Origin of the sequence: Blastococcus sp. TF02A-26, from assembly GCF_003319125.1 — a bacterium.
Lineage (GTDB): Bacteria > Actinomycetota > Actinomycetes > Mycobacteriales > Geodermatophilaceae > Trujillonella.
On record NZ_QOHG01000011.1, the window covers coordinates 133,192 to 146,618 of the forward strand.

General features: G+C 73.3%; 10 protein-coding genes. 3 read left to right on the plus strand and 7 right to left on the minus strand.

Annotation, left to right across the window (positions count from 1 at the left end; all coding sequences use genetic code 11):
* From DQ240_RS14125 to DQ240_RS14140, 4 genes are all read right to left on the minus strand, one after another.
* The gene (locus tag DQ240_RS14125; protein ID WP_113840241.1) at nucleotides 1-771 is read right to left on the minus strand and encodes an enoyl-CoA hydratase/isomerase family protein; all 771 of its coding nucleotides are present in this window, start codon (nucleotides 769-771) and stop codon (nucleotides 1-3) included.
* On the minus strand, nucleotides 768-1,955 hold the full coding sequence (locus DQ240_RS14130) for an amidohydrolase family protein (RefSeq protein WP_113840242.1): 1,188 nt from the start codon (nucleotides 1,953-1,955) through the stop codon (nucleotides 768-770). Before DQ240_RS14130 ends, DQ240_RS14125 begins: the two co-directional genes overlap by 4 nt.
* Before the next feature lie 73 nt (nucleotides 1,956-2,028).
* Nucleotides 2,029-4,197 (minus strand): acyl-CoA dehydrogenase family protein, encoded by a 2,169-nt coding sequence (locus tag DQ240_RS14135; protein WP_113840243.1) that lies wholly within the window; start codon nucleotides 4,195-4,197, stop codon nucleotides 2,029-2,031.
* A gap of 2 nt (nucleotides 4,198-4,199) precedes the next feature.
* Nucleotides 4,200-5,063 carry an amidohydrolase family protein gene (locus tag DQ240_RS14140; protein WP_113840244.1) on the minus strand — a complete coding sequence of 288 codons (864 nt, stop codon included), beginning with the start codon at nucleotides 5,061-5,063 and terminating at the stop codon, nucleotides 4,200-4,202.
* Nucleotides 5,064-5,269: 206 nt separating this feature from the next.
* Here DQ240_RS14140 and DQ240_RS14145 point away from each other — a divergent pair, with 206 nt between their 5' ends.
* Nucleotides 5,270-5,839, plus strand: coding sequence for a TetR/AcrR family transcriptional regulator (locus DQ240_RS14145; protein WP_113840296.1), 570 nt, complete (start codon nucleotides 5,270-5,272; stop codon nucleotides 5,837-5,839).
* Between the two features lie 2 nt (nucleotides 5,840-5,841).
* On the opposite strand, the gene metH is transcribed toward DQ240_RS14145, so the two are convergent.
* On the minus strand, nucleotides 5,842-9,624 hold the full coding sequence (gene metH, locus DQ240_RS14150; RefSeq protein ID WP_369832011.1) for a methionine synthase: 3,783 nt from the start codon (nucleotides 9,622-9,624) through the stop codon (nucleotides 5,842-5,844).
* A gap of 119 nt (nucleotides 9,625-9,743) precedes the next feature.
* Here metH and DQ240_RS14155 point away from each other — a divergent pair, with 119 nt between their 5' ends.
* Both DQ240_RS14155 and DQ240_RS14160 read left to right on the plus strand, forming a co-directional pair.
* The gene (locus DQ240_RS14155; RefSeq protein WP_113840297.1) at nucleotides 9,744-10,601 is read left to right on the plus strand and encodes a PAC2 family protein; all 858 of its coding nucleotides are present in this window, start codon (nucleotides 9,744-9,746) and stop codon (nucleotides 10,599-10,601) included.
* 58 nt (nucleotides 10,602-10,659) lie between these two features.
* Nucleotides 10,660-11,100, plus strand: a complete 441-nt coding sequence (locus DQ240_RS14160) for a VOC family protein (protein ID WP_113840246.1) — start codon at nucleotides 10,660-10,662, stop codon at nucleotides 11,098-11,100.
* Between the two features lie 12 nt (nucleotides 11,101-11,112).
* Here DQ240_RS14160 and DQ240_RS14165 read toward each other — a convergent pair whose 3' ends face one another.
* Complete coding sequence (locus DQ240_RS14165) at nucleotides 11,113-12,141, minus strand: HD domain-containing protein (RefSeq protein WP_113840247.1); 1,029 nt, start codon at nucleotides 12,139-12,141, stop codon at nucleotides 11,113-11,115.
* On the minus strand, nucleotides 12,141-13,397 hold the full coding sequence (gene mshC / locus DQ240_RS14170; RefSeq protein ID WP_113840248.1) for a cysteine--1-D-myo-inosityl 2-amino-2-deoxy-alpha-D-glucopyranoside ligase: 1,257 nt from the start codon (nucleotides 13,395-13,397) through the stop codon (nucleotides 12,141-12,143). Before mshC ends, DQ240_RS14165 begins: the two co-directional genes overlap by 1 nt.
* Nucleotides 13,398-13,427: the final 30 nt, after the last annotated feature.

Below are 13,427 nucleotides of genomic sequence, written 5' to 3' on the forward strand. Positions count from 1 at the left end.
TCAGGAGCCGGGTCGCACCCGGGCGCGCAGCCGCTCCACGCCCTCGAGGTAGGCCGGCTGCCGCTGCGACCAGTCCTGCGCGATCTGCTCGACCTCGCCGGCCGTGCGGCCGACCGACAGCGCGCCGCCGAGCGCCAGCGTGGCCTTGGTGCGGCGCAGCAGCTCCCGGTCCCGGGCGGCGACCCGCGAGGTCAGGCCCCGGACCGTCTCGTCGAGGTCGGCGTCGGGCACGGTGCGCCAGACCAGTCCGCACCGCTGCGCCTCCTCGGCGGTGATGCGGTCGCCGAACAGGACCAGGGCCGCGGTGCCCTGGCGGCCGATCCGCTCCTGCATGCGCGTGAGGTAGCCGCCGCCGGGGTGGATGCCGATGTCGAGGAACCGGATGTCGAAGGTGACGCTCTCGGCCGCGACGACGACGTCGCAGGCGAGGAGGAAGTTGACGCCGGCGCCGATGACCGGCGCGTGCACGGCGGCCACCACCGGGACGGGGAGCGCGGCGAGCGCCGCGAAGCCCCGGTACACCGCGGTCGGGTCGCCCGAGGGCTCGAGCAGCGAGTCCACGTCCCCGCCGGCCGAGAACACCGGCCCCTCGGCGCGCAGCACGACCACGTGTACCGACCGGTCCTGGCGCAGCCGCTCGCACGCCCGGGCGAGCTGGTCGACCAGCACGGGGTTGCAGCTGTTGCGCCGGCCGACGTCGACCAGGGTCACCTCCGCCACGGCGTCGTGCACGCGTACCGACACCGCGGTCCGCTCGCCGTCCACCGTCATGCCGGGCGACGGGTGGCGAGGGTCCAGCCGTTGTCCTTCATGACCTTCTCGGCGTCGGCCATCGTGTAGTCGAAGTTCTGCAGGTCCTTGATGTAGCTGGCGGGCTCGGCGAGGCCCTCCACGTGTGGGTAGTCCGAGCCCATGAGGATGTGCTCGGGCCCGAGCAGCTGCAGCAGGCTCTTCAGCTCGTCCTCGTAGAACGGTGCCACCCAGACGTGCCGCTTGAAGGTCTCCCGCGGGTCCTCGGGGAACAGGTGCGGCACCTGACCCCAGGCCTTGGTGAGCTTCTCGAACAGGTGGAAGACCCACGACGAGCCGGTCTCGATGGCGGCGATGCGCAGGTTCGGGAAGCGGGAGAACAGCCCCAGCGCCAGGTGGCTGGCGATGGTGTCCTGCATGTAGCTGGCCGAGTGCAGGCTGCGGAACGCGTTGGCGCGGAACGCCTCGGCGAAGTCGTTCTCGCCCCAGTCGCCCAGGTACTTCGTGTAGAGGGTGTCGCCGCCGTGGTAGATCACGGTGATCCCGGAGTCGTTGGCCAGCTGCCAGAACCCGTCGAACATCGCGTCACCCGGGGCCTTGTGCCCGAGCACCGTCTTCACCGGCCCGCCGACCATGACGACGAAGCGGGCGTCCCGGTCCAGGGCCCACTGGAGCTCGCGGACGGCGTTGTCCGGGTCCGACAGCGTGATGTAGGGCGCCGCGAAGATCCGGTTCCGGTACGCGAAGCCCCAGTCCTCGTCGAGCCAGCGGTTGAACGCCCGGAACGCCGCCGTCATCGCCGGGATGTCGTGGCACAGTGCGGTCTCCATGCCGACCCCCAGGGTGGGCAGCATGATGCAGGCGTCCATGCCCTGGCGGTCCATCAGCGCCAGCCGCGCGTCGCGGTCGCGGTACTCGGCCCGGATCGGCTCCAGCTCGCCGAACAGCTTGCTGGGGTCGGCGCTCTTGGGGTTGCGCCCGCGGAAGTACTCGTCCATGACGCCGGGGGCGGCGACCGGGTCGAAGGTCGGGTTCGGGATGAACTTGTTGACCTTCTCCCCCACCAGCAGCCGCGTCCTGCCCTCCACCTGCACCCACTGCATCGCGCGCTTGCGGAACTGCGGCTCGATGTGCCGGGTGAAGGCGTCCAGGGCCTCGTAGTAGTGGTTGTCGCAGTCGAAGAACCGGAACGGCAGGTCGGTCACGGGGGTGCCTCTCTCCGAGGTGGGCGGCGGGCCGGGCCACTAGAATAGAACAGCGTTTCAGTTAGGACAAGGCTCAGCCCCGGGGCAGGCCCAGCACGTGCTCGGCGACGACGTTGAGCTGGATCTCCACCGTCCCGCCGCCGATCAGCAGCTGGGGCGTGGACAGGTACGCCGCGGCCGGCCCGTCGGTCTCCACGGCCTCCGGACCGCGCCAGCCGAGCACCGTCCGCGTCACCTGGGCGTGGTGCTCGGCGGAGCCGACCTTGAGCACGCTGGCCTCCGCACCCGGCGGTCCACCGGCCAGGCGCCGCAGCAGGGACCGGCGGCCGAGCGCCTCCAGGGCCGACGTCCGCGCGGTGAGCGCCGCGAGGTCGCGCAGCACGCTCCACCGGTCCGTGCCGGCGTCGAGGGCGGCGCGCGCGTGCGCGGCGAGGTCCCCGGGACCGCCGCCGCCGGAGCGCCCGGTGGCGATCGAGACCCGCTCGTTGCCCAGCGTGGTGCGGGCCAGCCGCCAGCCCTCGCCCGGCGCCCCGACCAGGGCCTCCGGTCCGACGACGACGCCGTCGAGGAACACCTCGTTGAACATGTACTGCCCGTTGGCCTCGCGCAGCGGCCGGATCCGGACCCCCGGCGCCCGCATGTCGACGAGGAAGTAGCTCAGCCCCCGGTGCTTGGGCGCCTCGGGGTCGGTGCGGGCCAGGCAGATGCCGACGTCGGCCAGCTGCGCCTTCGACGTCCACACCTTCTGCCCATCCAGCCGCCAGCCGCCGTCCACCGGCACCGCCCGGGTGGTCAGCGAGGCCAGGTCCGAGCCGGCGCCGGGCTCGCTGAACAGCTGGCACCACACCAGCTCGCCGCGCAGCGTGGGCAGCACGTAGCGCTCGCGCTGCTCGTCGGTGCCGTGCGCCAGCAGCGTCGGCAGCGCCCACTCGCCGATGACGGTGGAGGGCTGCTCGAGCCCGGCCCGCTCGTACTCCTGGGCGACGACGACCTGCCCGACCGGGTCCAGGCCCAGGCCGTAGGGCGCCGGGTACTGCGGTGCGACGAGGCAGGCGTCGGCCAGCGCGCGGCGCCGCTCGGCCTCGGGTAGTGCGGTGATCCGGGCGAGGTCGGCCGCCACCCGCTCGCGGAGACCGGCCGGCTCGTCGTCGAGCTCCAGGGCGCCGGTGCGCGCGGTGGTGAGCGCCAGCTCCCCCAGCCGCAGCGAACCGTTCACCCGGGGACCGAGGAGCGCGGCGAGGCCGATCGCCCGCCGCCAGTACAGGTGCAGGTCGTGCTCCCACGTGTAGCCGATGCCGCCGAGCAGGGTCACGGTGTCCAGGGCCAGGTCGACGGCGTCGGCCACGCAGGTCTCCGCGGCGCAGGCGGCCGCGAGGGCGAACTGGTCGGCCCCCTCGTCCGCGGCGGTGGCCGCGTCCCAGACGGCGGCGGCCATCAGCTCGGTGCGGGTGAACAGCCGGGCGCACTTGTGCTTGATCGCCTGGAAGGACCCCACCGGGCGGCCGAACTGCTCCCGCACACCCACGTAGGCCAGCCCGGTCTCCTGGCACCACCGCGCCAGCCCCGCGGCCTCCGCGCTGAACAGCAGCTCGGCCAGCGTGCGCACCTCGTCGGCGCCGACGTCGAGGACGGCGTCGGCCGGCACGGACAGCTCCGCGACCTCGAGCCGGCCCACGTCCCGCGTGACGTCGACCCCCTCGACCGGCTGCCGGACCAGCCGCCCGGCGCGGTCGGCGTCGAGCAGGAACCACCGTTCGCCGTCCGTCGTCCGTGCCGCGAGGACGACGACCTCGGCGGCCAGCGCGCCCAGGACCGGCTCGCTGCACCCGGAGAGGACCCAGCCGCCGTCGTCCTCCCGCGCGGTCATCCCGCCGGAGGCCAGTGCCAGGCAGCCGGTCGCCCCGCCGGCGAGGGCGGTGAGGGCCGCCGTCGATCCGCCGTGCCGGGCGAGCAGCGCGCCGGCCAGCACGGTGGGGAGGAAGGGGCCGGGGACGAGCGACCGCCCGGCCGCCTCGACGACGACGGCCAGCGCGGCGAGCCCCGCGCCGTCCCCACCGGCGGTCTCGGGCAGGTGCAGCGACAGCAGGCCCTGGGCGTGCAGCCGGTCCCAACCCGCCGGCCGGGCTCCGGTGGCGAGCTCCGCGAGCGCGGCGCGGGTGCCGGCCACCGGGAGGGAGCGGGCGGCCACCCCGGCGACCGAGTCGGCCAGCGCGACGTGCTCGTCGAGCAGCGCGATGCCCACGCTCAGCCGTCCAGGCCGAGCACGCGGGCGGCGTTGCCGTGGAGGAACTTCGGCCAGACCTCGTCCCGGAACGGCACCGACGGCAGATCGCGGAAGATCCGCTCCAGCGACATCCCGGCCGGGAAGTACCCGGCGTAGATGACCTTGTCCGCGCCGCGGCTGTTGGCGTAGTCGACGATCGCCTTCGGGTAGTACTTCGGCGCGAACGCCGAGGTCGAGTAGTACAGATTCGACCACTTGAGCATCAGCTTGACGGCCAGCTCCTCCCACGGCTCGCACCCGTGGCGGGTGACGAACACCAGGTCGGGGAAGTCGAACATCACCCGGTCGATCCGACCGACCTCCTGCACCTCGTAGGGCACCCGCGGCCCCGGGACGCCGGCGCACACGAAGATCGGGATGCCCAGCTCCACGCAGGTCGCGTAGACCGGGTACATCTGCGGGGCGTCGATCGCTACCTGCGGGAAGGTGCCGGCCGGGAAGACCGTCGTCGCCCGGATCCCGTGCTCCTCGTACTGCTGCCGCAGCGCGCGCACGGTGCCCATGACGTCGTTGGGGTCGCTCACCACCCCGGCGGGGAGGAACCGGTCGGGGTGGTCGGTCACCGCCCGGGCGGCGACCTCGCCGTTGACGTGGACCATGCCCTTCTCGACGCCGAAGCGGTCCATCTCGTGCAGCGTGATCGACACCGGGTCCGAGGTCGGCGAGGCGGTCGGGACGTCGGTGAACATGTACTCGGCCGGCATGTGCGACGCCTTCGAGGCGGCGTCCTTGGTCTGCCGGCGGATGAAGTCGTACTGCGCCGAGCCCTCGGTCGGGAAGCCGATGAGCGTGTCGATGACCGGGAGGTCGGTCGGGCCGGGCATGGGGCTACCTCGCAGACGGCGGTGGGGACCGGGCGACGCTCCGGCCCGCCCACTTTGGAACACCGTTCTATCCCCGTCAAGGACGCCGTGGGGCTCCCCCGGGAGGGGCAGGGACCCGCGGTGGTGCCCCTCCCCCGCTGCGGCGGCCGTTACCGTCTGCGGATGTGACCGGCGTCGAGACTCCCGCTCCCCTGCCGCGGGAGGCCATGACCGCACGCCAGCTGGCCCGCCGCGCGCGGCTGCTCGAGGCCGTGGTCGAGATCGTCACCGAGGTGGGCCCGCACGCCCTGCAGATGCGCGAGGTCGCCGAGCGCTCCGGGGTGGCGCTGGGCACCGCCTACAAGTACTTCCGGTCCCGGGAGCAGCTGCTGGCCGCGGCGCTGGCGGAGTGGCAGCAGCCGCTGATGCAGCGGATGGCCGCGGCCGGCCGGACGACCGAGGCCGGCCCGTCCGAGCTGGTCGCCGCCTACCTGCGGCGGGCCCTGCGGGCGTTCCACCGCAACCCGCACATGGGCGCGCTGATGGTGCTCATGCAGACCTCCGGCGACCCCGACGTCGTCGAGACGCTGGCCGAGATGGGCACCCGCAGCACCGCCGTCATGGAGCAGCTGCTCGACGGGCTGCCGCCGGAGACGGTGCCGGTCGTCGGTCGCGGTCTCGAGGCGGTCCTCATGAACGCGGTGACCGCGCTGGTCACCGGGCGGGCGACGCTGGACGAGGCCGTGGAGCGGGTCGAGGCGGTGGCCCGGCTGCTCCTCGCCGGTGCCACCGCCTGACCTCATTCGTCGTCGGTGCGGTACCCCAGGTTCGGCGACAGCCAGCGCTCGGCCTCGCGCAGCGTCCAGCCCTTGCGCCGCGCGTAGTCCTCGACCTGGTCGCGCCCCAGGCGGCCCAGCACGAAGTACCGCGAGTCGGGGTGGGCGAAGTACAGCCCGCTGACCGCGGCGCCGGGCCACATGGCCATGCTCTCGGTCAACTCGATCCCGGTGGCCGCCTCGACGTCGAGCAGCTCCCAGATCGTGCGCTTCTCGGTGTGCTCGGGGCAGGCCGGGTAGCCCGGTGCGGGGCGGATGCCGCGGTACTTCTCCGCGATCAGCTCGCCGCTGTCCAGGCGCTCGTCGCCGGCGTATCCCCAGAACTCGCGGCGCACCCGCTCGTGCAACCGCTCGGCGAAGGCCTCGGCGAGCCGGTCGGCCAGTGACTCCAGCAGGATCGCGCTGTAGTCGTCGTAGTCCTTCTTGAACGCCGCCACCCGGTCGGCCGACCCGAGACCCGCGGTCACCGCGAAGGCCCCGACGTAGTCCCGCAGGCCGGTCTCCCTCGGCGCGACGAAGTCGGCGAGCGACTTGCGGGCCGAGCCGTCGCGGCCCTCGGTCTGCTGGCGCAGTTGGTGCAGCGTGGTGCGGACCTCGCGCCGGGTCTCGTCGGTGTAGACCTCGATGTCCTCGCCGTCGACCCGGTTGGCCGGGAACAGCCCGAACACGCCGCTGGCCCGCAGCCACCGCTCGTCGACGATCCGGTCGAGCATCGCCTGCGCGTCCTCGTACAGCCGCCGCGCGGCCTCTCCGGTCGCGGGGTTGTGCAGGATGTCGGGGAACCGGCCGCGCATCTCCCACGCGTTGAAGAACGGCTGCCAGTCGATGTACTCGCGCAGCTCGGCCAGCGGGTAGTCCGGCAGCGTCTTCACGAACTGGGTGGCCACCTCGTGGCGGTGGTCGCAGTCCGGCCCGGTGCAGACGTCCTTGGCCTGCTGGAGCAGCATCCGCGGCCGCGGCGGGCTGTAGGCCGACCAGTCCAGCGCGGGCGCGGCCTCGCGGGCGGCGTCCAGCGACATCAGCGCACGGGTGTCCTGCCGCGCGGCGTGCCGCTCGCGCAGCTGCTCGTACTCGGTCTCCACGCCGGCCAGCAGGCCCGGGCGCTGCTCGTCCGACAGCAGCGCGGCGACCACCGGCACCGAGCGCGAAGCGTCCTTCACCCAGATGACCGGGCCGTGGTACGCCGGGGCGACCTTGACCGCGGTGTGCGCGCGGGACGTCGTCGCTCCGCCGATGAGCAGCGGGATGTCGAAGCCCTGCCGCTCCATCTCGGTGGCCAGGTTCACCATCTCGTCCAGCGACGGCGTGATCAGCCCGGAGAGGCCGATGACGTCGGCGCCCTCGGCCTTGGCGGCGTCCAGGATCCTCTGCCCGGGCACCATCACGCCCAGGTCGACGACGTCGTAGTTGTTGCACTGCAGGACGACGCCGACGATGTTCTTGCCGATGTCGTGGACGTCGCCCTTCACGGTGGCCATGACGACCTTGCCGTTGCTGCGCTCGGCGTCCCCGGGCTGCTTCTCCGCCTCGATGTAGGGGATGAGGTGGGCGACCGCCTTCTTCATCACGCGGGCAGACTTGACCACCTGGGGCAGGAACATCTTGCCGGCGCCGAACAGGTCGCCGACCACGTTCATGCCGCTCATCAGCGGCCCCTCGATGACCTCGATGGGCCGGCCGCCGCGGGCGGCGATCTCGACGCGCAACTCCTCGGTGTCGGCCTCGACGAACTCGTCGATGCCCTTCACCAGGGCGTGGGTGATCCGCTCCCCCACCGGCAGCGAGCGCCACTCCTCGGTGGCGGCCTCCGCGACCTCACCGGTACCGGCGAAGTCGCCGGCGATCTCCAGCAGCCGCTCGGCGGCGTCCGGCCGCCGGTTGAGGACGACGTCCTCGATCCGCTCGCGCAGCAGCTCGGGGACCTCGTCGTAGACCTCGAGCGCCCCGGCGTTGACGATGCCCATGTCCATGCCCGCGGCGATCGCGTGGAACAGGAACACCGCGTGGATCGCCTCGCGGACCTTGTTGTTCCCGCGGAAGGAGAACGAGACGTTCGAGACGCCGCCGGAGACCAGCGCGCCGGGCAGGTTCTGCTTGATCCAGCGGGTGGCCTCGATGAAGTCGACGCCGTAGTTGGCGTGCTCCTCGATGCCCGTGGCCACGGCGAAGACGTTCGGGTCGAAGATGACGTCCTCGGCCGGGAAGCCGACCTGGTCGACGAGGATGTCGTAGGCGCGCCGGCAGATCTCCTTGCGCCGCTGGAGGTCATCGGCCTGGCCCTGCTCGTCGAAGGCCATGACGACGACGGCGGCGCCGTGCTTGCGGCACAGCCGGGCCTGGGCGACGAACTCCTCCTCGCCGTTCTTCAGCGAGATCGAGTTGACGATCGACTTGCCCTGCACGCACTTGAGGCCGGCCTCGATGACCTCCCACTTGGAGGAGTCGACCATCACCGGCACCCGGCAGATGTCGGGCTCGGCGGCGACCAGCTTCAGGAAGCGGTCCATCGCCGCGACGCCGTCGATCATGCCCTCGTCCATGTTGACGTCGATGACCTGGGCGCCGGCCTCGACCTGCTGGCGGGCCACGGCGAGGGCGGCGCCGTAGTCGCCCTCGCGGATGAGGCGGCGGAAGCGCGCCGAGCCGGTGATGTTGGTGCGCTCGCCGACGTTGACGAACAGCGAGTCCTCGTCGACGGTCAACGGCTCCAGACCCGACAGCCGCAGCGCCGGCCGGCTCTCCACCGGCGTCCGTGGCGGGGCGCCCTCGACCGTGGCGGCGATGGCCGCGATGTGGGCCGGGGTGGTGCCGCAGCAGCCGCCGACCACGTTCATGAGGCCGGCGCCGGCGAACTCGGTGAGGACGGCGGCCATGTCGTCGGGCGCCTCGTCGTACTCGCCGAAGGCGTTGGGCAGGCCGGCGTTGGGATAGCAGGAGACGAAGGTGTCGGCCAGCCGCGCCAGCTCGGCCAGGTAGGGCCGCATCTCCTTGGCCCCGAGCGCGCAGTTGAGGCCGACGGTCAGCGGCCGGGCGTGCCGCACCGAGTACCAGAACGCCTCGGTGACCTGGCCGGTGAGCGTGCGGCCGGAGGCGTCGGTGATGGTGCCGGAGATCATCACCGGCCAGCGGCGGCCGCGCTCCTCGAACAGCGTCTCGACCGCGAAGATCGCGGCCTTGGCGTTCAGGGTGTCGAAGATCGTCTCGATCAGGAGGACGTCGGCTCCGCCGTCGACCAGGCCGTTGGCCTGCTCGAGGTAGGCCTCGGCCAGCTCGTCGAAACTGATGTTGCGGGCGCCGGGGTCGTTGACGTCCGGCGAGATGGAGGCCGTGCGGTTGGCCGGGCCGAGGGCGCCGGCGACGAAGCGGGGCCGGTCCGGCGTCCGGGCGGTCATCGCGTCGGCCTCGGCGCGGGCCAGCCGGGCCGAGGCCACGTTCAGCTCGTAGGCGAGGTCGGCCATGTCGTAGTCGCGCAGCGAGACCGCGTTCGCGTTGAACGTGTTCGTCTCGATCAGGTCGGCGCCGGCCTCGAGGTACTCGCGGTGGATGCCGGCGATGATCTGCGGCTGCGTGAGGCTGAGCAGGTCGTTGTTGCCCTGCAGGTCGCTCGGCCAGTCGGCGAAGCGCTCCCCGCGGTAGCCCGCCTCGTCGGGGCGGTCGCGCTGGATCGCGGTGCCCATGGCCCCGTCGAGCACCAGGATGCGCTCGCGCAGCAGCGCGGTCAGCTCGGCCGTGGCGTCCGGACGCAGGTCGCGGGGGGTGTCGGGCACGTGGTCCATGGTCTCATCCCGCGCGGGCCCGGCGCGGTCACTCGGACGGGCGCGGGAGGACGGCGCCGGCGCCCGGCCGACGTAGGCTTCCAGGGGTGATGGACCCGAAGTCCCCGTCCGAGGACCTGCCCGAGCTCACCGACCCCGTGGTGGTGGTGGCCTTCGAGGGCTGGAACGACGCCGGCGACGCCGCCACCGGGGCGCTGGAGCACCTGGAGCTCATCTGGGACGCCACCCCGCTGGCCGCGCTCGACCCCGAGGACTACTACGACTTCCAGGTCAACCGGCCCACCGTCTCCCTCGTCGGCGGCGTGAGCCGGCGGATCGAGTGGCCGACCACCCGGATCTCGGTGGCGCGGGCGCCGGGCGGCGAACGCGACGTCGTCCTCATCCGGGGCATCGAGCCCAACATGCGGTGGCGCAGCTTCTGCGAGGAGCTCATCGAGCTGTGCCAGGAGCTGGGGGCCACCACCGTCGTCGGCCTCGGAGCGCTGCTGGCCGACACCCCGCACACCCGCCCGGTGCCGGTGACCGGCTCGGCCTACGACACCCAGACGGCCGAGAAGTGGGGCCTGGAGACCTCCCGCTACGAGGGGCCGACCGGGATCCTCGGCGTCTTCCAGGACGCCTGCGTCCAGGCCGGGCTGCCGGCGATCAGCTTCTGGGCGGCCGTGCCGCACTACGTCTCCCAGCCGCCCTCGCCACGGGCCACCGTCGCGCTGCTGCAGCGGGTGGAGGAGGTGCTGGAGGTGACCGTGCCGCTCGGCGCCCTCCCCGTGCAGGCCGAGGAGTGGGTCAAGACCGTCGACGAGATGGCGCAGGAGGACGACGAGGTCGTCGAGTACGTCCGCTCCCTGGAGGAGCGGGCGACCGAGGTCGACCTGTCGCAGGCCAACGGCGACTCCATCGCCCGCGAGTTCGAGCGGTACCTCCGCCGCCGCGGCGGCACCAGCTAGAGCCTCTCGCGCGCGAAGTGCTCCCCGGGGTGTCGGTGGGGTGGGGCAGGGTGGCCGCATGGAGCCGCGCCTGGACATGCTGACCGTCGCCGTCCCCGACCTGGACGCCGCCCGCCGCTTCTACGTCGACGGTCTCGGCTGGACGCCGGCCCTCGACGTGCCCGGCGAGGTGCTCTTCGTCCAGGTCAACTCCGGGCTGCTCCTGGCGCTCTTCGGCGCGGCCGACCTGGCCGCGGACATGGGCGTGGCTCCCGAGGCCGTCGTCCCCGGCGGGGGCTTCACGCTGGCGCACAACGTGGCGGGCCCCGAGGAGGTCCGGCGGGTGTTCGCCGCCGCCGTCGCCGCCGGGGCCCGGCCGGTCAAGGAGCCGCAGCCGGCGGCGTTCGGCGGCTTCCACGCCTACGTCACCGACCCGGCCGGCGTCCGCTGGGAGGTCGCGCACAACCCCGGATGGCGGGTGGCCGAGGACGGCACCGTGCACATCGGCGTGGTGGAGTAGCCGCCCCGGGCCTCAGGCGGCGGGCAGCAGCGGGCGCATCCGCGCCGTGGCGTCGCCGTCGAACAGCCGGTCGTGCGTGGTCAGCGCGAACCGGTCGGTCATGCCCGAGACGTGGTCGACGACCTGCGTGGTGAGGTCGGCGCCCGCGTCGCGGTAGGTGGCCGGGATGAGCTCGGGGTGGGCCAGGTGGTGGTCGACCAGCCGGCGGATGACGTCGATGGCCAGCTGCTTCTGCCCCGCGGCGGTCTCGTGCGCGTAGACCCGCTCGAACATGAACGCCCGGAGCTCGTGCATCGCCTCGAGCGCCTCGGCGGCCATGACCACCCGGCCGCCGTCGGCCAGCGAGCCGGCGACGACGGCGTCGATCATCGCCCCCACCATCGCGCTGCCCGGCTCGCCGAACACCGCCCGCGCCCTGGCCGGGAGGTCGCCGGGGCGCAGCACGCCGGCGCGGACGGCGTCCAGCGCGTCGTGGGAGAGGTAGCCGATCCGGTCGGCGTAGCGCACGCACTCGGCCTCGCGGCTGGCCGGCGGCGGGGTGATCTTCCAGCTGTGCGCACGGATGCCGTCGCGGACCTCCCAGGTGAGGTTGAGGTCCTCGAGCACCTCGACGATCCGCACCCCCTGGGCGGCGTGGTGCCAGCCGCCGGGGACGTAGGGCTCGAGCGCGTCCTCGCCGATGTGGCCGAACGGCGAGTGCCCGAGGTCGTGGCCGAGCGCGATGGCCTCGGCCAGGGTCTCGTTGAGTCCCAGCGCCCGGGCCAGTGCGCGGGCCACCTGGTCGACCTGGAGCGTGTGGGTCAGCCGGGTGACGAAGTGGTCGCCGTCGGGGTTCAGGAAGACCTGGGTCTTGTGCTTGAGCCGCCGGAAGGCCTTGGCGTGCAGGATCCGGTCGCGATCCCGCTCGAAGGCGGTGCGCAGGTCGTCCTCCGGCTCCGGCCGCGCCCGGCCGCGGCTGGCCGCCGCCCGGCTCGCCGCCGGCGCCAGCCCATCCTCCGCCCGCTCGCGGGCCGCGCGGTCGGTGAGCCGGAAGGCGCTCATCAGGAGTCCCGCAGCGAGATCCCGAGCAGCGCGTCGACCGCGTCGCCGACGATCGCCGGGGCGCCGTCCTCGACGTCGGCGTCGTCCCCGGTCGCGAGCGTCCGGGCCGCCCACGCGTCGACGACGGCGAGGGCGCCGGGGCTGTCGAGGTCGTCGGACAGCCGCTCGCGCAGCCCGGTCAGCACCGCCGCGGCGGGGGCTCCGGCCGGCCGCGCGACCGCCTGCCGCCAGGTGTCCAGCCGCTCCTCGGCGTCGGCGAGCAGCTGCGGCGTCCACGCCCGGTCGGTGCGGTAGTGCCCGGACAGCAGGGCCAGCCGGATCGCCATCGGGTCGACGCCCTCGCCGCGGAGCTTGGAGACGAAGACCAGGTTGCCGCGGCTCTTGCTCATCTTCTCGCCGTCCAGGCCGATCATCGCCGCGTGCACGTAGGCGCGGGCGAAGGGCTTGGTGGCGGTGAGGGCCTCGGCGTGGACGGCGGAGAACTCGTGGTGCGGGAACACCAGGTCGCTCCCACCGCCCTGCACGTCGAAGCCCATGCCGATGGTCTCCAGCGCGATCGTGGCGCACTCGATGTGCCAGCCGGGCCGGCCGGCGGTGCCTCGCGGACCGGGCCACGACGGCTCGCCCGGCCGCTCGCCGCGCCACAGCAGCGGGTCCAGCCGGTTGCGCTTGCCGGGGCGGTCGGGGTCGCCGCCGCGCTCGGCGAAGAACCGCAGCATGGTCGCCTCGTCGTAGCGGGACTCGCCGCCGAAACCCGGTGCCTGGGCGACGTCGTGGTAGACGTCGCCGGTGCCGTCGTCCAGCGCGTAGGCCAGGCCGGCGTCCAGCAGGTCCTCGATGTGCGCGACGATCCGCGGCACCGACTCGACCGCGCCCACGTAGTCGTCCGGCGGCAGCACCCGCAGCGCCGTCATGTCCTCGCGGAACAGCGCGGTCTCCCGCATGCCGAGCACGACCCAGTCCTCGCCGTCGCGGTCGGCGCGCTCCAGCAGCGGGTCGTCGATGTCGGTGACGTTCTGCACGTAGTGGATGGCGTGCCCGGCGTCCCGCCACGCCCGGTTGACCAGGTCGAACGCCAGGTAGGTGGCGGCATGCCCCAGGTGCGTCGCGTCGTAGGGCGTGATGCCGCAGACGTACATCCGGGCCACACGGTCGGGGCTGGTGGCCACCACCTCACCGCGCGCGGTGTCGTGCAGCTTCAGCGCGGGGCCGGTGCCCGGCAGGGTCGGCAGGAGGGGGGCGGGCCAGGAGAGCACGTCCCGAGCCTAGTTGCGAGTGCCGACGCC

Excerpts from the sequence above, each read along its gene's own strand:
- DQ240_RS14140 (WP_113840244.1), bottom strand. The coding sequence starts at position 5,063 with ATGCCCGGCCCGACCGACCTCCCGGTCATCGACACGCTCATCGGCTTC.
- DQ240_RS14155 (WP_113840297.1), top strand. The coding sequence starts at position 9,744 with ATGGACCCGAAGTCCCCGTCCGAGGACCTGCCCGAGCTCACCGACCCC.
- DQ240_RS14165 (WP_113840247.1), bottom strand. The coding sequence starts at position 12,141 with ATGAGCGCCTTCCGGCTCACCGACCGCGCGGCCCGCGAGCGGGCGGAG.
- DQ240_RS14145 (WP_113840296.1), top strand. The coding sequence starts at position 5,270 with ATGACCGCACGCCAGCTGGCCCGCCGCGCGCGGCTGCTCGAGGCCGTG.
- DQ240_RS14160 (WP_113840246.1), top strand. The coding sequence starts at position 10,660 with ATGGAGCCGCGCCTGGACATGCTGACCGTCGCCGTCCCCGACCTGGAC.
- DQ240_RS14125 (WP_113840241.1), bottom strand. The coding sequence starts at position 771 with ATGACGGTGGACGGCGAGCGGACCGCGGTGTCGGTACGCGTGCACGAC.